This is a genomic window from Rufibacter ruber (genome assembly GCF_001647275.1).
GTDB lineage: Bacteria > Bacteroidota > Bacteroidia > Cytophagales > Hymenobacteraceae > Nibribacter > Nibribacter ruber_C.
In genome coordinates this window covers 1-25203 of record NZ_LRMM01000025.1, presented here as the reverse complement: position 1 = coordinate 25203, position 25203 = coordinate 1, and the positions used below count along the sequence as shown (strand labels likewise).

Genomic DNA, 25203 nt, shown 5'->3' with positions numbered 1-25203 from the left:
GCACGCTGAGAGGCGGGCGGGGAGGTGCCCATCAAGGTAGAGCCCAGGTCCGGAAGAACCTATGGGCTTTATTATGGAATAAATATATTCTACTGCTGCTATTTTATAGAAGGATAGACTATCCCTGAAGGGCTGGCTTCGTATAAGTACCAATTTCACTACAGCTGACTACACAACCACGCTCACGGGTACAGAACCGGTACCATTGAGTTTTGCAGGTTTTCTACATGAAAAACTATTACAGCCTTTTAATTGCCCCGCTCGTTTTGTTTTGCCTTTTGCAGGCATGTACAACGTCAAAGCCCTATTACGCCCGCACTGCCCAAGACTGGCAGCAGCAAGTACCTAAAGACACCTCTGAAATTGCATATAGTGTGTTTCTGATTGGAGATGCGGGTGCTCCTCTCACAGACAAGCCTGACCCCACTTTGATGCACCTGAAATCACAGATAGACCAGGCGGGGGTGAACAGTGCGGTAGTGTACCTGGGGGATAACATCTACCACAACGGGCTGCCTGAACCGGGGGCCTATGACCGCAAGACCGCAGAAGAGCGCATGAAGGCGCAGTTAGACATTTTAAAAGGTTATCCGGGGGAGAAATACATGATTCCCGGTAACCATGACTGGGGCGGGGGCAGCGGCTCCCCAGACGGCTGGAACGCGGTACGGCGCGAGGAGCGCTTTGTTGAGGAGTACCTGGCAGACAGTAACATTGTGGTGGGAACAGATTTCTTTGTACCCGGTAACGGTTGCCCCGGCCCGTTTGAGGTACTCATTGAAGATGATATTGTGCTCATTGCCCTGGACTCGCACTGGTGGCTGCACCCCTATGAGAAGCCCTACGGGGATGACAATATTTGCGGAGTAGCCAGTGAGGTAGACATGCTGGTGCAGCTGGAGGACATCATTGACAAAAACAAAGACAAGAACATTCTGGTGGTAGCCCACCACCCCTTGTTCAGTAACGGTATTCACGGCGGGTACTTTACCTTAATGGACCACCTCTTCCCGCTCACTATTATCAGGAACTGGTGGGCCCTTCCCCTGCCTGTCATTGGGTCCATTTATCCGCTGTCTCGCAAGTACGGTGGGGTGGCGCAGGATATTCCGCACCCAAGCTACCAGGCCTTTATCAACGGGTTGCTTGGCATCTTTGAGAAGTATGACAACATTGTATATGCCGCCGGCCATGAGCACAACCTGCAGTACTTCAAGCAGGGCAAGCTGCCGCACATTGTGAGCGGGGCGGGTTGTAAAACCCAGCACGTAAAAAACGGGGGTGAAGCCTTGTACGCCCACAAGTCACAGGGCTATGCCCGGGTCAACTACTATAAGAACGGCGAGGCCTGGGTGGAGTTCTGGGCCAAGAATGATGATGATGAGCCGGCCTACCTGGCCTACCGAACCCCCATGTATGCCAAAACAGTGGTAAAGGAGCAAGAGATTGCCATGCCCAAAGAAGATTACGCAGACAGCACCATAACCATTGCCGCCAACCCCATGTACGCTGCGGGCGGGGTGAAAAGAGGTCTGCTGGGGGAACATTACCGGCAGGAGTGGCGCACCAAGGTCTCTATGCCGCTGCTAGACCTGGGTACGGCCAAAGGTGGTTTGACTCCTTATAAGAAAGGGGGCGGCAAGCAAACCTCTTCTCTGAAACTGCGCAACGAAGAAGGGCGGGAATATTCGCTGCGGTCAGTGAACAAAGACCCTACCAACGTGCTGCCCGTGGCGCTGCAAGAGACTTTTGCCCGCGACCTGCTGCAAGACCAGATTTCTGCGCAGCACCCCTATGGGGCCCTGGTGGCGGCTAAGCTGGCAGGTGCCGCCGGGGTGTACCACACCAACCCGGAGTTGGTGTACATCCCCAATGACCCGCGGCTGCGCCAGTACCTGGATGAATTCAGCAACACGGTGGCTTTCTTAGAGGAAGACGCAGATGAAGACCACGCAGATGTGGCCAGCCTGGGCAACGCCACCAACATAGTAGGAACCGAGAAGGTGCTGGAGCGGCTTCGCAATGACCATGACAACCGCGTGGAGCAAAAAGAATATGCCCGGGCCCGTTTGTTAGACATGCTTATTGGCGACTGGGACCGGCATGAGGGGCAGTGGCGCTGGGTAGAAACCCGGTCAGGCGAAGACAACCGCTCCTTCCGGCCGGTGCCTGAGGACCGGGACGTGGCTTTCTTCAAAGCAGACGGCCTTATTCCGTGGCTGGTGAGCCGCCGGTGGGCCGTGCGCAATTTCCAGAACTTTGGGTATGATTATGCAGACTACAAAGGCCTGAACCTGACCGCCCTCACCGTTGACCGTACCTTTTTGTCTGGCGTGACCAGAGAGGAATGGATCAGTCTGGCCCAGGAGATGAAGAGCTCCATCTCAGATGCTGAGATAGAGGAGGCGGTAAAGCAGATGCCGGCAGAGGTGTTCCCCATCTCCGGCCCGGAGATGATTGCCAAGCTCAAATCACGGCGGGAGCTGTTGCCGCAGGTAGCTGAGAAGTACTATCTGGAGCTGGCAGAGAATGTAGACATTGCCGGCAGTGACAAACGCGAGAAGTTTGAGGTGCGCCGCCTCAGCAATGACCAGACCGAGGTGGTGATGCGCAAGATCAACAAAGAGGGAGAGGTGAGCAAGGTACTTTACCGGCGCTGTTCCAGAACAGGGAAACCGAGGAAATCAGGCTGTATGCCCTGGGAGGGGATGATGTGATTGAGGTGACGGGAAACGTAGGCCGGAGCCCAATGATCAGAATTATTGGCGGTGACGGCGAAGACATCATCAGAGACAGCTCGTATGTGGGCGGCTGGGTGCGCAAAACCAAGATCTATGACTTCACTGGGGAGAAAAACACTATTTCCCTCGGCCGCGAGGCCGAAGATAAAACCGAAGATTTTCCGGAGGTGAACCTGTATGACCGGGACAACTACAAGCTGCCGTACTTTGGGCCGCGCCTGTCTCTGGAGTACAACGTAGATGACGGCCTGTTCCTGGGGGGCGGGGCTGTGTACCGCAACCACAAATTCAGGAAAACACCGTATGCCTCTGAGCATTACCTGCGGGCCAACTATGCCTTCGCCACCGGCGCCTATAACATACGCTATGACGGCGAATTCAAGCAGGTGCTCAATGACAACCTGGACTTAGGCATCAAGGCTGCTGTTTTTGGGCCGCAGTACCAGATCAACTTCTTTGGGCTGGGCAATGAGTCAGAGCAGGACCTAAACAAGAGCATAGAATTCTACAGGGTGCGCATTGCCCGGCTCATGGTCAACCCGTCACTCAACACCAGCTTTACCCGCTACGTGCGCATGGGCATAGGGCCGTTCTATGACCAGTTCCAGGTGCAGCACTCCCAGGACCGGTACATTGATGAGGTGCTGCCAGAAGAAGGGTTTGGCACAGCCCGTTTCACCGGGGTGCGGGCCTTTATAGACCTGCAGGCGGTGAGCACGCCCATCAACCCCCGTATTGGGTTAAAGTGGCTGAATGAATTTACCTACAACCACCAGCTGAATGGGCAGAGACACAAATTTGGACGGCTGGGGTCTGAGTTTATCTTCTACATAGGGCCGCGGCTCCCGTTCCAGCTCACGCTGCCGCCCGGGTTGGCGGTGCCCATAACATTGGTGACTTCCCCTTCTACCAGGCCAACATGCTGGGTGGCCTTACCAACCTGCGCGGCTACCGCCGCACCCGCTTTGCCGGCCGAAGCATGCTGTACCAGAATACAGAGGTGCGGTTAGAGGTCTTCAAGTTCAACGTGTACCTGTTCCCCGGCAAGTTTGGCATCATGGGCTTGGTAGACCACGGCCGGGTGTGGAATGACGGCGAAAACTCCAGCAAAATACACCGCGGCGTAGGCGGCGGGATCTGGGTTGACGTACTCAAGCAGGCGGTGGTGAACGCCACGTATTCCATAGGCGAAGAAGAAAAATTGTTCAACCTCAATTTCGGGTTTCTCTTTTAAGAAGGAGGGGCGGTTATCCTGACACATAAAACTCATATGAAAAAGTTATTGACAGTATTGGCAGTTCTGGGGTGTTGGGGGCTAGAGGTGCAGGGGCAGGGTTTTTTCACTGACTCAGTGAGGGCGGCCGGGCGCAGTATGACCCGCAGGAGCTGGCCAACCCCTCTGTGCTGGGGCAGGCGAAGAGCCGGGGGGTGATTGTGCGCTATGAAACCCTGCCCCGGTTTGGCCTGCGCTCTGAAGGCAAGCAGGGCGATATTGGCAACTCAGAAGCCAAGGTGCTCAGAAGTAATAAGTTTGAATTCAAGGCCTATGCCCCCGTCTGGAACCGGCCGCACCTGAAAGTAGTGGTGGGCGGCGGCTATCAACTGGAGGAGTTCAACTTCAAAGAACCCGCCAACATTGACTACCCCCTGTACAATACCCTGGAAGACAAAGATCTGCGTTCGTTAGACGGGCAGCTCATTGTACTGCGGCCCATTAACCAGAAGAATTGGTTGCTGTTCAGGGTGAAAGGTGAGCTGAACGGTGATTACGGGAAGTACAGCCAGATCAGCTTTAGCCGGTACCTGAGAACCTCTATGGAGGTGATTTATGGCTGGAAAAAGAGCCCCTACCTGTCTTATGGCGTGGGCGCGCAACTGGGGTATGCGTTTGGGCGGCAGACCATTTACCCGGCGTTCATGTACAACCGCACGTTCAATGACCGCTGGGGGGTTGAGGCCATCTTCCCGGCAAATGTCACCTTCAGGCGCAACTTCTCTGAAAAGTCTTTCTTCTACCTGGGCTACAAAATTGAAGGGGCCAGCTACAACATCAACATCAACAATGACCAGTTCAGCCAGTATGAAACCGTGGAGCTGCGAAAGTCTGAGATCAGGGGCCGCTTTAGATGGGACCGGGAGATTTATGATTTCCTGTGGTTCGGGTTAGAGACGGGCTACCGGTACAACCACAAGTTTGGCGTGTATGACGGCGAGAACAAGAAGGCCAACCCACTAATTGAGAACCACATCAAAGATGCCATCTTCTTCAATGTAGAGCTCTTCCTGGTGCCACCCCGCCGGTTCTTGAAGCAATAGCTGGTAGGTCTGTTTTGGAGCCGTTTTCCTGAAAACAAAGCAATAAAAAAACGGCAGGCGCTCAGGAGCCTGCTTTTTTTATTGCTTTTGGGTGGGCACGGTTTCTGTTTTAGAGCTGTTTTTTGAAAAACAGCCCTAAAACAGAAACCGCACCGGTCACTCTGCTCTGGTTGAAAAAAGAAATCCGCAGGGCGGAAAGGGACTATTTGCGGGTATCTGCCGCCGGGGGGACCTCAAAGCCGGCGGCGGCGGTTTGCTGCCGCAGAAAGTCATAGATGGCGTACTGCGCCCGCACGGTGGTGGTGGGGTCTTCAGAGATCCAGTAAGTGTTGTCTGCGTTGCGGGCCTTCTGGTTGTCTTTCCGCTGAAGGTCCAGCAGATGCCTGATCTCCTGCCGCAGGGCAGGGTTGTAAAGCGGGAACCCCACTTCTACCCGGCGGCTCAGGTTGCGGTTCATCCAGTCAGCAGAGGCAATGTAGACTATCTCCTCGCCGCCGTTGCCAAACACATAGATGCGGCCGTGCTCCAGATAGCGGTCTACAATGCTGCGCACCGTGATGTTGTCGCTCACGCCGGATATGCCCGGTAAGAGGCTGCAGATGCCGCGCACCAGCAACTCAATTTTTACGCCTGCCTGGCTGGCCGCATACAGCTGCTGAATCATGCGGGTGTCTTGCAGGGCGTTGATCTTGACGAGCATATAGGCAGGTTTGCCTTCCTGCGCCAGCTGCATCTCCCGCTGAATAAGCTCCTCAAACCGTGTTCTTAGCGTAAGGGGGGCTACCAGCAGGTGTTCATAGGTGTAGTCTTGCAGGCCGTCTACCAGAAAGTTGAAAACCTGGGCCACCTCCTGCGTAAGGCGCTCATCTGAGGTGAAGAGGGCGTGGTCTGTGTAGAGTTTTGCGGTTTTCTCATTAAAGTTGCCGGTGCTCAGGTAGGCGTAGAGTTTGGCATGGCCGTCTTCCTGCCGTGACACCAGGCCAATCTTGCTGTGCACTTTGAGGTCAGGCACGCCGTAAATCACATTGGCGCCCGCTTTCTCCAGTTTGTTGCCCCAGAAGATGTTTGACTCCTCGTCAAAGCGGGCTTTCAGCTCTACAATCACCGTGACCAGTTTGCCGTGTTCGGCGGCCTTGATCAGGGCCTTGGCTACCTTTGACTTGTCTGCCACCCGGTACAGGGTAGCGCTAATGCTGGTGACTTTGGGGTCTGAGGCGGCTTCGTCAAAAAAACGCAGGGCGTAGTCAAACTTCTGGTACGGGTAATGCACCAGAAACTCCTGGGTCTGCAGGGCGTCTAAGAGGCTGGGGGCGTTCTCCAGGCCCGGGTGGGGCAGGGGGGGCTGCGGTTGGTAATACAGGTCTTCCCGCTCAAACGCAGGAAACCCGAAGAAGTCCCTGAAGTTATGGTAGCGGCTGCCGGTCACCAGTTCATCCTGGGTCAGGCCAATGCGCTCCAGCAGGGCCTGCAACATGCTTTCTGGCGTTTCTGGGTCATAGAGCAGCCGGCTGGGGTGGCCTTTCTCCCGCTTCTTCAGGCTCTTTTTGATCTTGGCCATCAGGTTGCCTGAGACTTCCTCCTCAATGTCCAGCTCGGCGTCCCGTGAAAGTTTGAGGGCGAAGGCTTCTACGTGCGCAAAACCGGGGAACAGGTCTGGCAAGCCAATCCTGATCACGTCATCCAGCATCATGACATACTGTTCGCCCTGCTCTGCCGGGAGTTCTACAAACCGCCCGCCGTGCTTTTGGGTGGGCAGTTCCAGAATGGCGTACTGCTCTGGCTGCCCCTGCTGCGGCACCAGCCTGATCATGAGGTAGACCGTCTGGTCTTTCAGGAACAGGGGGCTGGGGTTGGAGCTGAAAATAATTGGCACCAGCAGGGGCTTGACAGTTCTCTGAAAATAGGAGAGCGCCGTTTCCCGTTGCCGGTCATGGCACTCCTGCTCATTGATCAGGTGAATGTGCTCCTTCTTGAGCTCCGGGATCAGCTCATTTCTGAACACCTGCCCAAACTCCTTCTGCTGCCGGCTTACTTCGGCCAGAATCTTGTCCAGTTCCTGGGCCGGGTCTTCCCTGAGTTTCTCGCGGGTCTTCTTTTTCAGCTTTACCAGGCGGCGCATGGTGGCCACCCGCACTTTAAAGTACTCATCCAGGTTAGAGGAGAAGATGGCCATGAACTTGAGGCGCTCCAGCAAAGGAACGCGCGGGTCTTTGGCTTCTTGCAGCACCCGGTAGTTAAATGAAAGCCAGCTCAGCTCCCGGCTGATGAGCGGTGTCTCTGGCTTGTCCGGGTCTGCCGAAGAGGAGGTGTCAAGGGAATGTAGTTTATCTGTTTCTGCCATTGGTGTCTGGTATGGTGGGCGCGGCGCCTAAAGCGGACTCTATCTGTAGTTTTTAGGGAAGTCCAGGAAAAGAAGTTTTGCGTTGTCCGGGCCAGCCTGCCCCCAGTAGTTCACGTCAAAGCTGAACGCGGCCACCCCGGCGGTAGGCAGGTTGGCAATGGTTTTCTCTGGCGAAAGCTGATTGGTGATTTCTGTGAACGTGGGGTTGTGGCCCACCAGCATTACCCGGTTGTACTCATCTGGCAGGGACTGAATGAAGAGCAGGAGAGACTCTGCGTCAATGCGGTAGAGTTCTTCCTGCACCCCAATCTTCTCCGGCTCAAATTCCAGCTCTTTGGCCAGGAGCGTAGCAGTAGAAAGTGCCCGTACCGCTGAACTGGAAATGATCAGGTCCAGCTCCACCTTCCGGTCAGCCAGCTCCTGCCCAATCAGGGGCGCGTCTGAGCGGCCGCGTTTGTTCAGGGGGCGGTCATGGTCACTCAGATCCTCAAATTCCCAGCTTGATTTTGCGTGCCGTACTAGATATAACGTCTTCATGTAAAAACTTCGTCAAAAAGTATAAGCGGCCACTGCGTTTTAAGGCTTGTTTACATTTTGATTTTGCAAGCGAAAACGGGGAGCGAAAGGTTCTGTCGAAGCGTTTTTTGAGCAGCATAGCAAGGCTATGGTGCGAGAAAAAAGCAAAGTCAGGTTCTTTTGATACCCGTTTGCAGCGCAAAAGGCAAATTTAAACATGCTCTTAGGGCTGTTTTCTCAAAAACAGGCTAAAAACGGCAACACGGCTTCCCCCTCTTTACTGGATTCGGGGGCAAATAGTTTTGCGGGGAAACAGGGGGTGTGGGGGTGGGAATCAAGGCCGGCAGGCCGCCTGCAAAAGGTGAATCTGCTTCTGTCTGTGATGCGCCGCGGGTGGGAAAAAGATTGCTGCCCCGGTGCCGGGCGCGGGTGACCCGGTAGACACCCTGGCTGGCAGCGCTAAAGAACCTGCAACCTGCGCAAAGGAAGGAGCGCGAGGTGGTGCGGGGAGTGGGGCTTTACTTTTCTGTTTTCGCTGTTTTGGCAAAAACAGCCCGAAAACAGAAAAGTAAAGCCCCTCAGACTCTCAGCAGACTACCACTCCTGTGGCGCCTGGTTGTTGGGGTAGCGCTCAAGGTGAATCCTGGAGACATGCTGCAACAGCACCTCGCGCAACTCATCAATGTTGGTACGGTTGGCCGCTGAGATGAACACGGCCGGCGTATGTTCCTTGGCCATATAAGAAGACTTCAGGTCAGAGATGTCTGGCCGGGCCTCGGGGCTGTGCTCCTGCAGCTCCTGCTCCCGCTCCTGCAGGTACAGGTCTGTCTTGTTGAACACCAGAATCACGGGCTTTTCAGCAGACTGGATATCTTTCAGGGTTTCATTCACCACGCCAATGTGCTCCTCAAAAGACGGGTGCGAGACATCTACCACGTGCAGCAGCAGGTCAGACTCCCTGATCTCGTCTAAGGTAGACTTGAAGCTTTCAATAAGCTTGGTAGGTAGTTTCCTGATGAACCCAACCGTGTCTGAGAGCAGGAACGGGATGTTGTCAATCACCACCTTGCGCACCGTGGCGTCAACGGTGGCAAACAGCTTGTTCTCTGCAAACACATCTGATTTAGAGATGAGGTTCATGAGCGTTGACTTGCCCACGTTGGTGTACCCTACCAGTGACACGCGCACAATGCCGCTGCGGGACTTGCGCTGCTCAAAGTTCTGCTTCTCAAACTTCTCCAGTTTCTCTTTGAGCAACGAGATCTTCTCGCGCACAATACGTCTGTCTGTCTCAATCTCGGTTTCACCGGGACCGCGCATGGCCACGCCCCCGCCGCGCTGGCGCGACAAGTGGGTCCAGAGGTTGGTCAGGCGGGGCAGCAGGTACTGGTACTGGGCCATTTCTACCTGCGCCCGGGCGGTGGCGGTCTGGGCGCGCAGCGCGAAGATGTCCAGAATGAGCAGGCTCCGGTCTATGATTTTCACCTGCAGCTCACGCTCCAGGTTGCGCACCTGTGAGGGCGAAAGCTCATCGTCAAAAATGACCATGTCTACTTTATGCTCCTTCACATACGCCACAATCTCTTCCAGCTTGCCCTTGCCCACGTAGGTGCGCAGGTCAGGCTTGTCTAGCTTCTGGATAAACCGCTTCAGGGTTTTGGCCCCCACGGTCTCGGTCAGGAAAGCCAGCTCATCTAGGTACTCCTTTGTCTTTTCATCGGTCTGGCGCCATTGCGGCACGGCCACCAATACAGCGGTCTCCTGTTCTTTAGCCGTTACGTGGAGTTGGTTTCTCATGTGGTAAATTACTTTTTAAGTAGGGTGGTGTACAAGGCCAGTGCTTCTATTTCCTGTTCTGTCAAGGTAGCGCTGAAGCCCGGCATCAGGCCCCGCCCGTTGGCAATCACCGCCTTCCTGTCTGCCTGGCTCAGAGAGCTCTGCTGCAGGCCAACGGCCCCGCTGGCTCCTTTTTGGCCGTCTTCGCCGTGGCAGGTGGCGCACAGCTGGGTGTAGATGGCTTTGGTGTTTTCCAGTTGGGTGCCCTGCATCTGTGACAGAATAGGGTGGTTGGCTTGCGCTTGGCCAGTAGCGGCTGTCTGTGCTTGCCTATCTGGCAGAGCGGTGGCCTCCTCTTCTGTATCAGGACGCATTTTCAGGCTTTTAGTTTCGGCTACGCCGTAGACATACAGAAAGAGCAGGAGCCCCAGTGCGGTCAGCACCTTGCTGTGCCGCTTGAGCCCCACTATCCCCACCGGGATGGCCGCCAGCACCAGCACCACCTTGGCCAGGAACCAGGTGGGCAGAGTGCCACTGCCGTAAAAGGCCCTATAGCCAATTAAATACGCCCCCGTCACCAGAATCAAGACGCCAAACACCAGGTCCAGCATCAGGGTAGAAGCTCTGATTTTATTCAGCCGGTCATGCTTGTTCAGGAAGAGCAGGATGGCCTTCAGCACAAAAAAAACCAGAAACAGAATCACCACCAGTACGTGGGTGTTAAGAAAGTAAGCGGTCATAGGCCAACTATAAACTACAGGCTTTGTACGGCTGCAAAGTACGCAAAAGGGTGAAACTAGCCCAGATGCCCGCACAGTTTCTGCGTATAGGTGCGGGTTAACCCACTGGCTGTACTATCTTTGTCTTTTAAACTACGCCCATGCGCATTGCCATTGTCATCAACAAGTCCTGGAACATCTTCAATTTCCGTCTGAGTCTGGTCAAAGCCTTGCTGAAGGCGGGGCATGAGGTGGTGGCCATTGCCCCTGAAGACGCGTACTCAGCCAAGTTGGTGGCCGAGGGCTGCCGGTTTGTGCATTTGCCCATGGAAAGCAAAGGCACCAACCCGCTCAAAGACCTGCTGCTGATTCAGAACTTCTACAAGGCGTATAAGCAGGTGAAGCCAGACGTGATCTTGCAGTACACCATCAAACCCAATATTTATGGCAGTATTGCCGCCAAACTGGCGGGCATCCCCACCATCAACAACGTGTCTGGTTTGGGCACGGTGTTCATTGTAGAGAACCTGGTCTCCAAAATTGCCATGGCGCTGTATAAATTCTCGTTCCAGTTTCCGGCCAAGGTCTTCTTTCAGAACAATGATGACAAAGAACTTTTTCTGGGCCGAAAACTGGTGCGCGAGTCGGTGACAGAGGTGATTCCCGGCTCCGGCATTGATACCACGCGTTTTCAGCCTGCGCCCCAATTCAAGCGCCAGGACCCGTTTGTGTTCCTGATGGTGTCACGGGCGCTGTATGAGAAAGGGCTGGTAGAGTATGTAGAGGCGAGCAAGATCCTGAAAGCCAAATACCCCGCCGTGCGGGTGCAGCTGCTGGGGGGCATTGACGAGGAAGGCAATATTGGGATCAAGCGCACCGTGGTAGAGCAATGGGCGCAGGAAGGCTGGCTGGAGTACCTGGGCACCTCAGACAACGTGGCCGGCGTCATGCACCAGGCAGACTGTGTGGTGCTCCCGTCTTACCGTGAAGGTACGCCGCGTACGTTGCTGGAAGCCGCCGCCCTGGGCAAGCCCATTGTCACCACCAACGTGCCCGGCTGCAAAGAAACCGTGGTAGACGGCTACAACGGCTACCTCTGCGAAGTAAGGAACGGAGCAGACCTGGCCGCCAACATGGAGAAGGTGCTCAACCTGTCTGAGCAGGAGCTGCAAACCCTGGGCCAGAACAGCCGCCGCTTAGCCCTTGAGAAGTTTGACGAGAAATATGTGATAGACCGGTACTTTGCCGCCATTGAGGCCGCTACCGGCAAACCGGCCAGAAAATAAATCCTGGCGGTAGCGCCTCTGTTGACCATAGGCCGCCGCTTACCACCAAAACATTAACTGAGAAACATGCAAGTGACTACCTACCCCATAGCCGGCGTTATAGAGATCACCCCGCGGGTGTTTGCAGATGACCGCGGCGCCTTTCTGGAAACCTTCAGTGCGAAACAATTTGCAGAGGCGGGAATCACAGACACTTTTGTGCAGGACAACCGCTCCATTTCCAAGAAAGGCGTGTTGCGCGGGCTGCACTTGCAGAAGCCACCCTATGCCCAGGCCAAACTGGTAAGCGTGGTGGTTGGGAAGGCGCTGGACGTGGCGGTAGACCTGAGAAAAGGCTCACCCACCTACGGGCAGCACGCCACCTGCCTTCTGGAAGCCGACAAGCACAATATGTTCTTTGTGCCCATTGGGTTTGCGCACGGTTTTGTGGCGCTGGAGGAAGGCACCGTTTTCCAGTACAAGTGCAGCAATTACTACAACAAAGAATCTGAGGGCGGTCTGCTCTGGAATGACCCGGCGCTAGGCATTGACTGGGGAATTGAAAACCCGCTGGTATCTGAGAAGGACGAAGTGCTCCCTACCTTGGCTCAATTTGAGTCCCCGTTTTAAGTGACACTGCCAATGGCAGTTTAAACCTCACCGTTCTACCAGAACGGTGAGGTTTTCTGTTTTAGGGCTGTTTTCCCAAAAACAGGCGGAAAACAGGATCAATAGAAATCATTCTGAAATAAACGGCTGGCAAGCTGGAAAGGCAATGTAAGATAGGGGCTGCCCCTGGCCGCCAGGAACCTTCCGGGAGGCAACAAGGAAATGGAAGGGAAGCCTGCCAAAGATTTTGGTGAAACCTCACAGGTCTTTAAATGCGGTGAGGTGTTTGCGTTTTGGGGCTGTTTTGAGAAAACAGCCCCAAAAAACGCAAAATAGTTACAGCAGCGCCACCAGCGTCTCCAGGCCAATGCCGCGGGAGCCTTTGATCAACAGGTGGCTGTTGCGTACCGGGTGGTCTGTCAGCCACTGCTCCAGCGCGCTTTTCTCTGCAAAATACCTGAAGCCAGGGTTTACCTCTGCGGCGTAGCGCATTTCCTTTCCGCAGAGAAAGACCTGGGCAAACGGCAGTTGATCTAGCTGCTTGCCCAGAAGCCGGTGTTCAGCCTCGCTTTCCTGGCCCAGTTCCAGCATATCGCCCAGAATCACTACTTTGGGCTCACCCGCCATCTGCGCGAAGTTGGCCACTGACAGAGCCATAGAGCTGGGGTTGGCGTTGTAGGCGTCCAGCAGAATGGTGTTGGTGTCTTTCTGTACAACCTGCGAACGGTTGTTGGTGGGTACATAACCGGCAATGGCAGAGTTGATGTCTGAATGCGGAACCCCAAAGTACTGGCCAATGCAGGCGGCGGCCATCATGTTCTCAAAATTATAGGAACCCATGAGGTGCGTGTGCACTTCTTTGCCATCTGCGGCGCGGTACATCACCTGCGGGGCAGCCTGGAGCAGTTCACCGGTATAATCATTGCCGGGCTGGTAGTAGGTGACTTTCTTTTCTAGGCGGCGTACCATCCTCATCAAGTGTTCGTTAGAGGTATTGACGAACACTGTGCCGTTGGCTTTGTCCAGGTGCAGGTAGAGCTCACTTTTGGTGCGGGCCACGCCTTCCAGACTACCAAATCCTTCCAGATGGGCTTTGCCAATGTTGGTGATGAGGCCGTGGGTGGGAAGGGCGTAAGCGCAGAGTTCGGCAATGTCGCCGGGGTGGTTGGCCCCCATCTCAATGATAGCCAGCTCATGCTCCGGCTGTATGCCCAACAAGGTGAGCGGCACCCCAATATGGTTGTTCAGGTTGCCTTTGGTGCAGAGCACGTTGAATTTTTTGCTGAGCACGGCATTGATGAGCTCTTTGGTGGTGGTTTTCCCGTTAGAGCCCGTAATGCCCAAAACAGGTATGCGCAGCAACAGCCGGTGGTGGAGGGCCAGGGCCTGCAGGGTGTTCAGCGTGTTTTCTACCTGAATGATGTTTGGGCCGGTAATAGTAGGGTCTTGCACCACCGCGTAACGGGCGCCCTTGTCCAACGCGGCCTGGGCAAACTGGCTGCCTTTGAAATTGGGGCCGTCTAAGGCAAAAAAGAGGGTATTGTCTTGTTCGGCCCTGGAATCTGTGCTTACTTTCCGGCACTCCAGGTATTTTTGATAAAGGGACGCCACGTGCTCCATCATATGTTTTGTAACTTTAGTCAAACCAATAGATACGAATGATTCGTGCATTAAAGGTACTAGCCTTTTTCATAAGTTACATAGCCCTGGCTCCCTCTATTGCCTGGGCCCAAGCCCCCGTGCGGCTGCAGGAAGTAACAGGCCCCGCCGTGCAGAAGCAGGGGAGCTCCCTGCCGCTGCCCTGGGCGGGTGGTATGAACAGCCCCCAGTTCTCCCACATAGACCTGAATCTGGACGGGCAGCCAGACCTGTTTGTGTTTGACCGGAGCAGCCAGCGCGTCTCCACGTTTCTGGCCGTGCAGGCGGGCGGGCAGTGGCGGTACCAGTTCGCGCCGCAGTATGCCGCCGCCTTTCCCCGCGATCTGATCTATTTTGCCCTGCTGCGGGACTTCAACTGTGACGGCGCCCCAGACCTGTTCACGGCCACCAACGCGGGTATCAAACTCTACACCAACACGTCTGCGCAGCACGGCAAACTGACCTTCTCACTCACGCACCCGCTGCTGCTCTACAACCGAGACGGCAACATTGTGGTAGGCGCGGAAGACATGCCCGCCATTGTGGACATGGACGGGGACGGGGACCTGGATATTCTTACCTGGGAGTGGTCTGGCGGCAGAACCCTGGAGTATTACCAGAACCAGCGGGTGGAGCAAAACCTGGGCTGCGCCGAAATCACCTTCACCAAGGTGACCAACCGCTGGGGCAACCTCACCCGCTGCGCCGGCTCCTGCAACAGCTACCGGTTTGGCGGCGAAAGCTGTCCTTCGTCCCACCACGTGGGCGGTTCCAGCGTGCTGCCGCTAGACGTAGACGGCAATGGCGTGCTGGACCTGCTGGCGGGGCATGATGACTGCGCTGATCTGGTCACGCTCCTGAACACAGGTACAAACCTGCTCCCCAAACTCTCCAGCGCTGACTATAACCTTCCGCCAGACATCACCGGGAACCAGTTCAGCGTTTTCCCGGCGGCCTATTACCTGGATGTCACCTTTGACGGCGTGCCAGATCTGGTGGTGGCCCCCAATGCGACCAGCAACTCCCACCAGAATGTAGACCTGAAGAACTCGGTTTGGGTATACGCCAACACCGGGACCGCCCAGGCACCCAGATTTCAGGCCCCCAAGCAGCCGTTCCTGCAAAACCAGATGATAGACGTAGGGGAGGGGGCGGCCCCTGCCCTGGCAGACCTCACCGGTGACGGGGTTTTGGATCTGCTCATTGGCAATACCGCCGTGCTGGAGAATGGCCGCTATGCCGCTACCCTCACTTTTTACAAGAACAAAGGCACCAGACAGCAACCGGTTTTTGAGGAGGAGGCCATAGATTACCTGTCTTTCTCTGTGCTTGGTCAGCAGGCCCTCAAACCCCAACTGCTGGATCTGAACAAAGACGGTGCCGTTGACCTGGTGTGGAGCATTTACAACACCACCACCTCCCGGGTAGAGCTGAAGTACCTCCTGAACCAGGCCGCCGCGGGGCAGCCCGCACAATTCTCCCGGCAGCAGGAGGGCACCATCACCGGAGTCCTGTTCTTCAGGGGAGACAGCCCCTACCTCACAGATGTCAACCAGGACGGGACAGTGGATTTATTGATAGGAAGAGCGTCTGGGGCACTGCATTACTACCGGAACACGGGCAGCAACACCGCCCCCGCCTGGTCATTGGTGACAGAAGCCTTGGGTGGGCTGGACGGCAGCAGCGCGTATGGCCGGCTACAGGTGCAGGTGGCTGACCTGAACAAAGACGGCAAGGCTGATCTGCTAACCTCAGATGACAGCGGGGAGGTTAAGGTGTACCCAGACTTTGCCGCACACCTGGCCGGTGCATTCCCGGTAGAGGCCAACGTTCTTTGGCAGCCAGCCCTGCAACAGTACCAGCCGGCTATTTTTGGGGCAGGCGCCGCCGTGGCCGTGGGAGATCTGGATCAGAACAGTGATCAGTTGCCAGAGGTGCTCATTGGTACCCGGGCGGGTGGTCTCCGGTTTCTGAAAGTAATCAAAGAGCCGCTGGGCCTGGGAGAGGAGCCCCCAGCCCTTGCCGGCCTGAAACTGTTCCCTAACCCTGCCCGGGGCTTCACCCAATTGCTGACCCCCCAGGCGGCCACCTATGTGCTCTACAACGTGGCGGGGCAAAATATTCTGGCGGGGAAAACCAGCGCTGACCAGCTGCACCAGATTTCAACCGCCGCCACGCCAGCGGGCCTGTACCTGTTAAAGGTGGTGCTGGCTGACGGCAAAACCATCACCCATAAACTCGTGGTGCAGCCGTAGCGTTGGTTCCTGTTTTGGAGCTGTTTTTAAGAAAACGGCTCCAAAACAGAAAATCTGCCTATTCTGCTACAAAAGCGTAAACGCATCTGCGTCTATATGCCAGGGCAGTTTTTGACGGGTTTCCTCCAGGTGCGCGCGGGAGAGGGTGACGGTGGTGGTGGCTTCCTCATGCTCATGGTGCGCCAGTTCCTCCCCCAGAAGGTTGTACGCGGCAGAATCACCGGCATACGCGTGGCCGTTGCCATCCTGACCAACGCGGTTCACGCCAATACAGAACGCCAGGTTCTCAATGGCGCGGGCTTTCAGGAGCGTCTGCCACGCCAGCCGCCGCCGGCTGGGCCAGCTGGCAATGTAGATAAGCACATCATAGGCAATGGGCGTGTTGCGGGAGAAAACCGGGAACCGCAGGTCATAGCACACCAACGGGCAGATGCGCCAGCCGTTCAGTTCTACAAGCAGGCGGTCTTTGCCGGGGGTGTACGCCTCACATTCGCCGGCCATTCTGAACAGGTGGCGCTTGTCATACTGGGCGTGGGTGCCGTCTGGCCGCATCCAGATCAGGCGGTTGTAGTAGTGCCCGTGCTCGGCAATGATCAGGCTGCCCATGATCACTGCGTTTTGCCGCCTGGCCATGAGGCGCATCCAGTTCACAGACTCCCCACTCATGGGTTCGGCCAAGGCCGGTGCCTCCATGCTGAAGCCCGTGGTAAACATCTCTGGCAGCACAATCAGGTCGCTGCCAGGCACCTCCTCTATTTTCTGCTGGAGCTTTGCCCGGTTGGCGGCGGCATCATGCCAGTGCAGGTCGCTTTGGATAAGGGTAACGCGCAGGTCAGCCATTTTAATTAATTGAGAATTAGGAATTGGGAATTATGATTTACTGGTTTTGAGTAGAAAAGGTAACTTACTGACTTCAATCCCGATAAAGGTAGGGACTTTCTCAAAACCGAAATACAGCCGCATGGAGTACCAGAAGAAAAAAATTGCCATTGACATGGATGAGGTCATGGCTGACCCTATTGATAAATTCATTGAGCTCTACAACCGCGACTGCGCCCTGGAACTCACCCTGGAGGCACTGCATGGCAAGGAGGTCTACGAGGCTGTGCCGGAGGAGCACAAAGACAAGGTGTGGGAGTACATCAACGCCGAAGGTTTCTTCAGGGACCTGAAGGTGATCCCAGACAGCCAGGAAGTCATCAAAGCCCTCACGGAGAAATATGAGGTGTTCATAGTAAGCGCCGGCATGGAGTTCAGAAATTCACTCATTGACAAGTTTGACTGGCTGCATGACCACTTCCCGTTCATTAGCTGGAAGAACATGGTGCTCTGCGGTGACAAAAGCATTATTGGCGCTGACATCATGATTGACGACCGGGCCAAAAACCTGATCACCTTCTCAGGGGAAAGGAAACTGCTCTTCACCTCTACCCACAACGTGAACATTCTGGAGTTTGAGCGCGTGAACTCCTGGCGGGAGGTGGCTGAGAAACTGTTGTAGAAGGTTTCTGTTTTGGGGCTGTTTTTAGAAAAACAGCCCCAAAACAGAAATTGAGGCCAGCAGGGGCAGGCCCTTGGGGTTGTTCTAACGGTGAAAAACCTACAAGGGCAACCACAAGCGCCTACCCCCTGCGGTATTTATTCTGTGCAGAGTGGTAGCCAAGGGTTTCTACTGGGCATAGTAGGGGCTTAAGGTTCTACAAGGCCAGTGGAATCTGCCTGTTTTCAGCCTGATTTCCCAAAAACAGGCCGAAAACAGACTAAGGGCGCTGAACTCAAGACTCAGAACTCAGAACTCTCTTACAACCGGCACAGCCGCTCTGCCGCCGCCCGCAGTGTCTCCTCCTTCTTGGCAAAGCAGAACCTGATTACGCGGTGGTCTTGGCCGTCATGGTGGAACACGGAGACCGGGATCACGGCCACGCCCGCTTCTCTGGTGAGCCACTGGGAGAAATCTACGTCTGGCAGATCAGAGAGCTGGTCATAGCGCGCCAACTGAAAGTACGTGCCGGCGCAGGGGAGCAGGTCAAATTTGGAGGGCCGCAGCAGCTCCCTGAACAAGTCCCGCTTCTGCTGGTAGAACTGCGGCAGCGCCAGATAGTGCTCCTGCTGCTCCAGAAAAGCGGCAATGGCGTGCTGAAAGGGCGTGGCGGTGCTGAAGGTGAGGTACTGGTGTACTTTTCTGAACTCAACCGTCAAGGCCGCGGGCGCAAGGCAGTAGCCCACCTTCCAACCGGTGGTGTGGTAGGTCTTCCCGAAGGACGAGACCACAAACGCCCGCTCAGCCAACGCCGGAACCGTGAGCAGGCTCTGGTGCGGCTGCCCGTCAAACACCATGTGCTCATACACCTCATCGCTCAGAATCAGGAACGGGTACTGGTCTGCCAGATTTGCCAACGCCTCCAGGTCTGCTCTTTGCCATACCGCCCCGCTGGGGTTGTGCGGCGAGTTGATGATCAGCAGGCGGGTCTTGGCAGATAGTTTCTCCTCTACCAGCTGCCAGTCAACAGAATAGTCAGGAAAGGTGAGGGGCACAAAAACGGGCACCCCGCCGCTCAGCTCAATAGCCGGCACATACGAGTCATAACAAGGCTCCAGCACCAGCACCTCGTCTCCCGGGTGTACCACGGCGGCAATAGCGGCAAACAGCGCCTCTGTGGCCCCGGAGGTGACGGTAACCTCTGTGTCTGGGTTGGCACGGTGGCCATACAGCCACTCAGTCTTGCGGCTTATCTGCTGCCTCAGCATGACTATGCCGTGGCTGGGCGCATACTGGTTGTGCCCCTGGCGCATGGCCTCAGAAACCAGCTCCACCAATGCTGGCGGGCAGTGGAAGTCTGGGAAACCCTGTGACAGGTTGATGGCACCGTGCTGCTGCGCCAGCTGGCTCATGGTAGAGAAAATGGTGGTGCCCACGTGAGGCAGTTTGCTCTGAAAGGAGAGGGACATCTGTTTTTGACCTGTTTTCGTGAAAATAGGCAAAAAACGGCAAGCGGCCATCTACTACTGGGGCAAGACCGCCTGCACCATCTCCTGCAGGGCGGGCACCACTTCGCGCTCAAACAGGGGGTGCCGCTTGAACCAGGCCATGTTTCTGGGCGAGGGGTGGGGCAGCGGAAGGTACGTTGGCAGGTACTCCTGCCAGGCGGCCACCGTCTCTGTGAGGTTGGCCTTGGCCCTGGTGCCTAAAAACGCCTGCTGCGCATAAGCGCCTATGAGCAGCGTGAGCCGGATGTTGGGCAGCAAGGGCAGTAGCTGCGGGTGCCAATGCCGGAAACACTCAGGGCGGGGCGGTAAGTCTCCGTTCTTACCGGTGCCCGGAAAACAGAAGCCGGTGGGCACAATGGCAATTTTGCGCTCGTCATAGAATTCCTGGGGCGTGAGCCCCAGCCACTGCCTGAGGCGTTTGCCGCTCTGGTCGTTCCAGGGAATGCCGGTGGCGTGTACTTTGGTGCCCGGCGCCTGCCCCACAATCATGAGCGTAGCCGTCTCAGACGCCCTGAGCACGGGGCGGGGCGCATGGGGCAGTTGGGCGGCGCAGATCTGGCAGGCGCGTATCTGGGTGAGCAGGTCAGGGAGCATGGGGTATTCTCTGTGCAATAAGTTTCTAAAATAGACCAGGCACGTTAGGTGAAGTTTGTTTCGGCCGCAGGCCGAAGGAACACCTGCACCCGTTCTGTTCTTGCCTGTTTTCAGGAAAACAGGCCAAAAACAAAAAACGGCCAAGCCTGGGCGCAGATGACAAACAGAACCCTTTCTACAGAACCGTGCCTTCCTGTTTTGCTGAAAGGAAGGTTGGGCAATCTGACAAGCCCTTCATTCCTGCCACAGCGGTTGGGGGGCTGCCCCGTTTCAAAAGGGGAATGTCTCTGTTCTTAACAAAAGAAGCCGGAGCTAAAAAGTTCCGGCTTCTCAAGAAGGTGTTTTATGGGGCAAGTAGCGGCTCATGGCCAGGCTCCTCTGGCGGGGGAAGAAGGCTGAGGAGCAAGATGGCGCCGGCCAGGCCGGTCAGGAGCATTGCAATCATAATGGTTTTCATCTTGTTGTCGCTTTGGCCGTGCTACTAGTAGTAGCGCGGGTTGCGGTTGCCACTGTAAAAGAAGGAGTCATCTCCTGAGTCTGTTTCATCTGACCAGCGCGGGCCGCTTTCATTGCCGCGGTCACGGCGGTCACGGTACTCATAGTCATGGCGGTTGCCACTGCGGCGGTCAGCTGACTGGTCATTGTCATGGCGGTTGCCGGTAGACCGGTTCCAGAGGTTCTGGGCGCCCTGCTTCATGTCTTGCCAGGCCTCTCTTACGCCTTCGCCCATTTCGCCTAAGATGGCGCCTTTGTCCCGGTCACGGCTGCGGCCGTCATTGGCGGTATAGCGGCGCTCCTCATACCAGGTGTGGTTGCCGGAGCCGTAGCGGTAGTCATCATCTTTAAAGCGGCTGCGTGACCCTGGGTACTCATTGTACGGGTTGCTGTCTGGGTTGGGCAGCTCCTGGCGCACGCCCCGGGAGTCCATGTACCCGCCGCGGTAGTAGTTTTCATTGGAGTCATCAAGGCGGCGCTGCCGCGAAAGCTGGTCTTCTGAGTGGACACGGTCATTGCCCCGGCCCTGGCCGTAGGAGTCCTGGCGCGCAGAGTAGTTGCCGCGGCCGTCTCCGTAGGGGGAGAAGTGCGTGTGCTGGTTGTTGCTGCTATACTGGTTGCCGCTGTAGTTCTGCTGGCTGCGGTTGCCCGGCTGCTGGTTGTTCTCAAACCCCGAGCGGGAGCTGTGGCCGCGGCCGTCCCCGTAGTTCAGGTTGTTGGGGTTGCGGTAAGTGCTGTACTCCCGGTCACCGTAGTGTTTGTCACGGCTTCCGCCCCAGTCTGCGTTGGTGGTGCGCTGGTGCGTGTCTTCCGGAAAGTGGCTGCGGCTCTGGTTGCTGTAGCCGGTATGGAAATTATTGCCGTTGTTCCAGTCGTTGCCCTGGGCGCGTTGGTTTGGTTGGCGGTGCTGCTGGTCACGGTTGTACAGCTCACGGCCTATCTGGTGGTTCTCCGTCTCTTTGCCTAGGTCAGGAGAGGTGTGATTGCTCTTATTATTCTGCATGTCAGTATGGGTTAAGGTTTTCTCTGTGCCCGCTCCGCACTGGAACCGGCGTAGTAGAATGTACGATAGCCTAGGCAGAGGGTTAAGCAAGGGAGGCGGGGAGGTGCGTTTTGTACGTATTTTTTGAAAACAGCTTAAAAACAGGAGTTGCCGCCAAACCTTTCTTAACCAAACCAGTATGAGGGAGAAATAACCTGATTTTCCTGTTTTTATGAAAAGATATCTACCTCTGCTGGGCATATTCCTGCTGTTTTTTCTGGTAGTCTCTGGTTTTGCGCACGCAGCAGTAAGATCTGCCGCACCTGTTACGGTGCAAGGGCAAACCTGGGCCCCGCAGCAGGAGGTACCCGTTGCCCCGGCTGCCTGAGCAGCCCCTGGTTCTGCCTGAAAGGCTGGAGTGTATCTTGGTATTCCCCAGTCTCAGAGAAAAGTAGCTGCCTGTAAAGGTTCCTGCTTCTGTTAAAGGAAATAATGCCCCGGCGGGCATGCCGCAAAAGGCCGTTGGTGGTGCACCAGCGGCCTTTTGTTTTAGAGCTTGTTCAACTTTTGCCTTTGCAGGCCAAAACGGGGAGCCAAAGGTTCTTCTCCAGTGTTTTTAGGGCAGCAAAGCGGCGCTATGGGGCGAGGCAACCGCCAGGTCAGGTTCTTTTGCGGCCCGTTTGCCGCGCAGAAGACACATGTACACCTGCTCTCTACAGAGCGAGGCGTTTATTCTTCCCCCAAGGGTTCAGACGCTTCTTTCATGTAGATCTGGAAGGTAGTCCCTTTGCCCACCTCGCTCTGCAACTCAATGTAGCCGCCGTTTTTCTGCACAATGCGGTTAATGATGTAGAGGCCAAGGCCTGAACCCGCCACGTGGTTATGGAACCGTTTGAACATCTGGAACACCTTGCTGCCGTACTTCTCAAGGTCAATGCCCAGCCCGTTGTCTTGAATGGTGAGCCTGATAAAATCACCGTGTCTTTCAGTTTTGAGGTGTACGGCCGGCGGGCGCTCCGGTGAGCGGTACTTAATGGCGTTGCTGATCAGGTTGTACAAGATGCTTTTCAGGTTTACCCGGGAGAAGATCACCTGGGGAACCTCTTTGAAATCTACGTACAGCTGCGCCTGTGACTCTTTTACCATGTCTTTGATGCTGAGCGTGACTTCGTCTAGCAGGTCATGCAGCTCAATTTCATCCCGGTGGGCGTTGATGTTCTTCTGCACCTTTACAATCTCAGCCAGGTCAGAGATGGTGGCGTTGATCTGGTTCAGGGCCTTGTCAAACATGCTTATGAGCAGCTCTGCATCCGGGTCATGGAACGTGGCGTTTTTGGTGAGCTCTTTGAAGATGCCCGCCATGTTGATGATGGGCAGCTTGAGGTCATGCGACGCCGTGTACACAAAGCTGTCCAGGTCTTCATTGATGCTGCGCAGCTCCCGGTTGGTCTGGGCCATGAGTTCCTCATCCCGCTTCTGCTCCTCAATGTCTGTACAGGTGCCAAACCACCGGAGAATGTTGCCCTCTGCATCACGCATAGGAAGGGCCCGGCCTAAGAACCAGCGCCATTCCCCGTCAGAGGCCCGTCTGAACCTGTATTCTACCTGGTAGGGTTCTCCGGTTTCCAGGGAATACTGCCACCGGGCAGATGCCCGCTCCTGGTCATCTGGGTGTAATAGGTTGTTCCACATTTGCGTGCCTTTGCTGGCTTCCACATCATAGCCGGTGTAGTCTACCCAGCGCTGGTTAAAATAGTCATGGAACCCGTATGGGTCTGTGGTCCAAACCAGCTGGGGCATGCTGTCTGCCAGGAACCGGAAATGCTCTGTGCTTTCCTGCAGCGCCAGCAGCATCTGTTTCTGGTCATGTATGTCTGTGTTAGAACCTACCCACATGGTGATCTGGCCTTCTGCATCCCGTACAGGAACCGCCCTCACCAGATACCACCGGTAACCACCTTGATCTACAGAGAACCACCTGTTCTCAATAGCGAAATCATGACCAGTGGCCAGAGAATGCCGCCAGCTGGCAATGGTCGCCTCCCAATCTTCTGGGTGCACGTAATCTTCCCAGCGCCAGCCAATCAATTCTTTTTGCGACCCTCCTAAGAAATTGTACCACCGTTGGCTGTAATAGTCAATGTACCCATCTGGGCGGGCGGTAAAGGTCATGTGCGGCAACGCATCCAGAATGCTCTTGATACGGTCATGGGATGACTGCAGCGCGCCGGTGAGTTTTTCGGTCTCCTGCTTGGCCAGTACCCGCTCAGTGACCTCCACCACCAGAATCATAACGCCTTCTACCTGGTTGTCTGGGCTGAAAAGAGGCTGGTAGATGTAATCAAAGTACCCTAATTCCAGGGTGCCGCTGCCGTTGCGGTCCAGATAAACCGGATGTTCATTGCCACGGTACAATCTGCCCGTAGAATAAACCCGCTCCATGATGTCAAAGAAGCCTTGCTCCTGCAGTTCTGGGAGCGCCTCTTTGTAAGGTTTGCCTACAATATCACGGCCGCCCACCAAGATCTTAAAGTTAGGGGTGGCAAAATCAACGATCCATTGTTCGCCCTTGATCACCGCAAACTGCACAGGCGCCTGGGCCAGCATGCGCTGCACGTATTCATCCCGCTCCCGTAGGTGCTGCTGAATGTCTTTCTGTTCCTGTATGTCTGTGTCTACCCCAATCCAGGACTGTATCTTGCCTTGTTCATCACGCAACGGGGTGGCCAACATGGTAAACCAGCGGAACTGCCCGTCTTGGGCCCGTTTTAGCCGGGCCTGGTTGATATAGTTTTCCCCGGTTTTCAGCGAGTGGGACCATTTTAACAGGGTGGCTTCTAAGTCATCTGGGTGAAAGATATGATCCCAGCCCTCATCTGGCCGCTGGTTGCCGGTATATTGATACCAAGCCTTGTTGTAATAATAGATATAGCCGTCAGCGCGGGCTACCCACGCAATCTCCGGAATGCCTTCTAACAGGGCCCGCACGTGCTGCTCACTGGCTTTTAGCTCTGCCGCATACCGGTTCTTCTCTGTAATATCCAGCATGGCGCCTATCATGCGTACGGGTTTGCCAGACGCATCACGGGCTACAATGCCCCGGTCCAGAATGTCTGCGTACGTGCCGTCTGCCTTTCTAAAACTGTATTCGTCCTGCCAGTGGGTGCCGCCGTGGTCAATAACTGCGTGAATGCTTTGGACCACCCGCTCGGCCTCATCTGGGTGAATGCGGCCGTACCAGGAGTTGATGTCCTTCTCAATGTCTTCTTCCTTATAGCCGAAGGTGGTTTTAAAGCCGTCATTCCACCAGATGGTGTCATTTAGCAGGTTCCAGTCCCAGATCACGTCATTGGTGGCTTTGGCAATCAGTTCAGACCGCTCCAGATTGTCTTTGGCTATCTTTTGCTGGGCGTACCGTTCCTTGTATTCCAAGGTCACGTCTTCCACCTGGTGAATCAGGTACAGAACCTCTTCGCCGGCGGCATCCAGAACGGGGGTGTTGAGGGGCTGCCAGTATTTTTCCTCAAAGCCCCCACCCAGCTCTGCCGGTCTGGTTACATCATACCGTTGTACCTCCATTCTGTGGGGCACTTTATGGGTGTAGGCACGTTCAAGGGACTGGCGCAGGTTCAGGCTGCCGTTGGCTTCAGGCGCATCTGGGTTGTCTGGGTATACTTCAAACAGGCGCCTGCCTATAATGGAGCGGTCTTTTAAGGTGGCGGCAAGGTAGGCCTCTGTGGCCTCCAGAATGGTTAAGTCTGGGGAGAGGAACAGGTACAATCCAGGCAATGCCCGCATGACAGGCAGTAAATCCAATGCAGTGGCAGCGGCTGGTACAGGAGTCATATTTAAAAGCAGGGGCTCAAATCTGGAGGCGTTTTCCTGAAATTACAAATCAAACAGCACTTTTCCTCTATAGTTTCTGTTTTTCGCTGTTTTGAAACTTTTAGCCAAAAACAGAATCCGAA

17 protein-coding genes are annotated in these 25203 nt (G+C 55.5%); 7 read left to right on the top strand and 10 right to left on the bottom strand.

From position 1 onward, the window contains the following. The first annotated feature begins 227 nt into the window (after nucleotides 1–227). The 3 genes from A8O25_RS11400 to A8O25_RS11395 all read left to right on the top strand — a co-directional run bounded on the left by A8O25_RS11400 (nucleotide 228) and on the right by A8O25_RS11395 (nucleotide 5057). Nucleotides 228–2717 carry a metallophosphoesterase gene (locus A8O25_RS11400; RefSeq protein WP_153042707.1) on the top strand — a complete coding sequence of 830 codons (2490 nt, stop codon included), beginning with the start codon at nucleotides 228–230 and terminating at the stop codon, nucleotides 2715–2717. 913 nt (nucleotides 2718–3630) lie between these two features. Continuing rightward, on the top strand, nucleotides 3631–3975 hold the full coding sequence (locus A8O25_RS22665; protein ID WP_338152744.1) for a hypothetical protein: 345 nt from the start codon (nucleotides 3631–3633) through the stop codon (nucleotides 3973–3975). A 167-nt stretch (nucleotides 3976–4142) separates the two neighbouring features. Beyond that, a complete protein-coding gene (locus A8O25_RS11395) occupies nucleotides 4143–5057 on the top strand; it encodes a DUF6268 family outer membrane beta-barrel protein (RefSeq protein WP_066834888.1) in 915 nt (304 codons plus the stop codon). A 202-nt stretch (nucleotides 5058–5259) separates the two neighbouring features. Here the strand turns inward: A8O25_RS11395 and ppk1 are convergent, their stop codons facing one another. The 4 genes from ppk1 to A8O25_RS11370 form a co-directional block, all read right to left on the bottom strand. Further along, nucleotides 5260–7398, bottom strand: a complete 2139-nt coding sequence (ppk1, locus tag A8O25_RS11390; RefSeq protein ID WP_082893586.1) for a polyphosphate kinase 1 — start codon at nucleotides 7396–7398, stop codon at nucleotides 5260–5262. Nucleotides 7399–7437: 39 nt separating this feature from the next. Continuing rightward, nucleotides 7438–7935: a SixA phosphatase family protein gene (locus A8O25_RS11385; protein ID WP_066834886.1), complete on the bottom strand. Its 498-nt coding sequence runs from the start codon at nucleotides 7933–7935 to the stop codon at nucleotides 7438–7440. 573 nt (nucleotides 7936–8508) lie between these two features. Beyond that, nucleotides 8509–9711, bottom strand: coding sequence for a GTPase HflX (hflX, locus tag A8O25_RS11375; RefSeq protein WP_066834882.1), 1203 nt, complete (start codon nucleotides 9709–9711; stop codon nucleotides 8509–8511). 8 nt (nucleotides 9712–9719) lie between these two features. Beyond that, on the bottom strand, nucleotides 9720–10430 hold the full coding sequence (locus A8O25_RS11370) for a SirB2 family protein (protein WP_066834881.1): 711 nt from the start codon (nucleotides 10428–10430) through the stop codon (nucleotides 9720–9722). Between the two features lie 140 nt (nucleotides 10431–10570). Here A8O25_RS11370 and A8O25_RS11365 point away from each other — a divergent pair, with 140 nt between their 5' ends. Further along, nucleotides 10571–11695 (top strand): glycosyltransferase family 4 protein, encoded by a 1125-nt coding sequence (locus A8O25_RS11365; RefSeq protein WP_066834879.1) that lies wholly within the window; start codon nucleotides 10571–10573, stop codon nucleotides 11693–11695. Nucleotides 11696–11761: 66 nt separating this feature from the next. Further along, entirely contained in the window at nucleotides 11762–12304 is a 543-nt protein-coding gene (gene rfbC, locus A8O25_RS11360; RefSeq protein ID WP_066834877.1) for a dTDP-4-dehydrorhamnose 3,5-epimerase, read from the top strand. Between the two features lie 315 nt (nucleotides 12305–12619). Here rfbC and A8O25_RS11355 read toward each other — a convergent pair whose 3' ends face one another. Continuing rightward, the gene (locus A8O25_RS11355; protein ID WP_082893585.1) at nucleotides 12620–13906 is read right to left on the bottom strand and encodes a UDP-N-acetylmuramoyl-tripeptide--D-alanyl-D-alanine ligase; all 1287 of its coding nucleotides are present in this window, start codon (nucleotides 13904–13906) and stop codon (nucleotides 12620–12622) included. Between the two features lie 35 nt (nucleotides 13907–13941). Between A8O25_RS11355 and A8O25_RS11350 the strand changes: the two genes are divergently transcribed. Next, nucleotides 13942–16176 (top strand): T9SS type A sorting domain-containing protein, encoded by a 2235-nt coding sequence (locus tag A8O25_RS11350; protein ID WP_066834875.1) that lies wholly within the window; start codon nucleotides 13942–13944, stop codon nucleotides 16174–16176. A gap of 66 nt (nucleotides 16177–16242) precedes the next feature. Here A8O25_RS11350 and A8O25_RS11345 read toward each other — a convergent pair whose 3' ends face one another. Then, nucleotides 16243–17016 carry an amidohydrolase gene (locus A8O25_RS11345; RefSeq protein ID WP_066834873.1) on the bottom strand — a complete coding sequence of 258 codons (774 nt, stop codon included), beginning with the start codon at nucleotides 17014–17016 and terminating at the stop codon, nucleotides 16243–16245. 121 nt (nucleotides 17017–17137) lie between these two features. Here A8O25_RS11345 and A8O25_RS11340 point away from each other — a divergent pair, with 121 nt between their 5' ends. After that, nucleotides 17138–17677: a 5' nucleotidase, NT5C type gene (locus A8O25_RS11340; protein ID WP_066834871.1), complete on the top strand. Its 540-nt coding sequence runs from the start codon at nucleotides 17138–17140 to the stop codon at nucleotides 17675–17677. 299 nt (nucleotides 17678–17976) lie between these two features. On the opposite strand, the gene A8O25_RS11335 is transcribed toward A8O25_RS11340, so the two are convergent. The 4 genes from A8O25_RS11335 to A8O25_RS11315 all read right to left on the bottom strand — a co-directional run bounded on the left by A8O25_RS11335 (nucleotide 17977) and on the right by A8O25_RS11315 (nucleotide 25081). Next, complete coding sequence (locus tag A8O25_RS11335) at nucleotides 17977–19125, bottom strand: pyridoxal phosphate-dependent aminotransferase (RefSeq protein ID WP_066834869.1); 1149 nt, start codon at nucleotides 19123–19125, stop codon at nucleotides 17977–17979. A 54-nt stretch (nucleotides 19126–19179) separates the two neighbouring features. Next, the gene (locus tag A8O25_RS11330; protein WP_066834867.1) at nucleotides 19180–19758 is read right to left on the bottom strand and encodes a uracil-DNA glycosylase family protein; all 579 of its coding nucleotides are present in this window, start codon (nucleotides 19756–19758) and stop codon (nucleotides 19180–19182) included. Between the two features lie 481 nt (nucleotides 19759–20239). Continuing rightward, on the bottom strand, nucleotides 20240–21256 hold the full coding sequence (locus A8O25_RS11325) for a hypothetical protein (RefSeq protein ID WP_066834865.1): 1017 nt from the start codon (nucleotides 21254–21256) through the stop codon (nucleotides 20240–20242). 708 nt (nucleotides 21257–21964) lie between these two features. Next, nucleotides 21965–25081, bottom strand: coding sequence for a PAS domain-containing protein (locus tag A8O25_RS11315; RefSeq protein WP_066834861.1), 3117 nt, complete (start codon nucleotides 25079–25081; stop codon nucleotides 21965–21967). Nucleotides 25082–25203 lie beyond the last annotated feature (122 nt).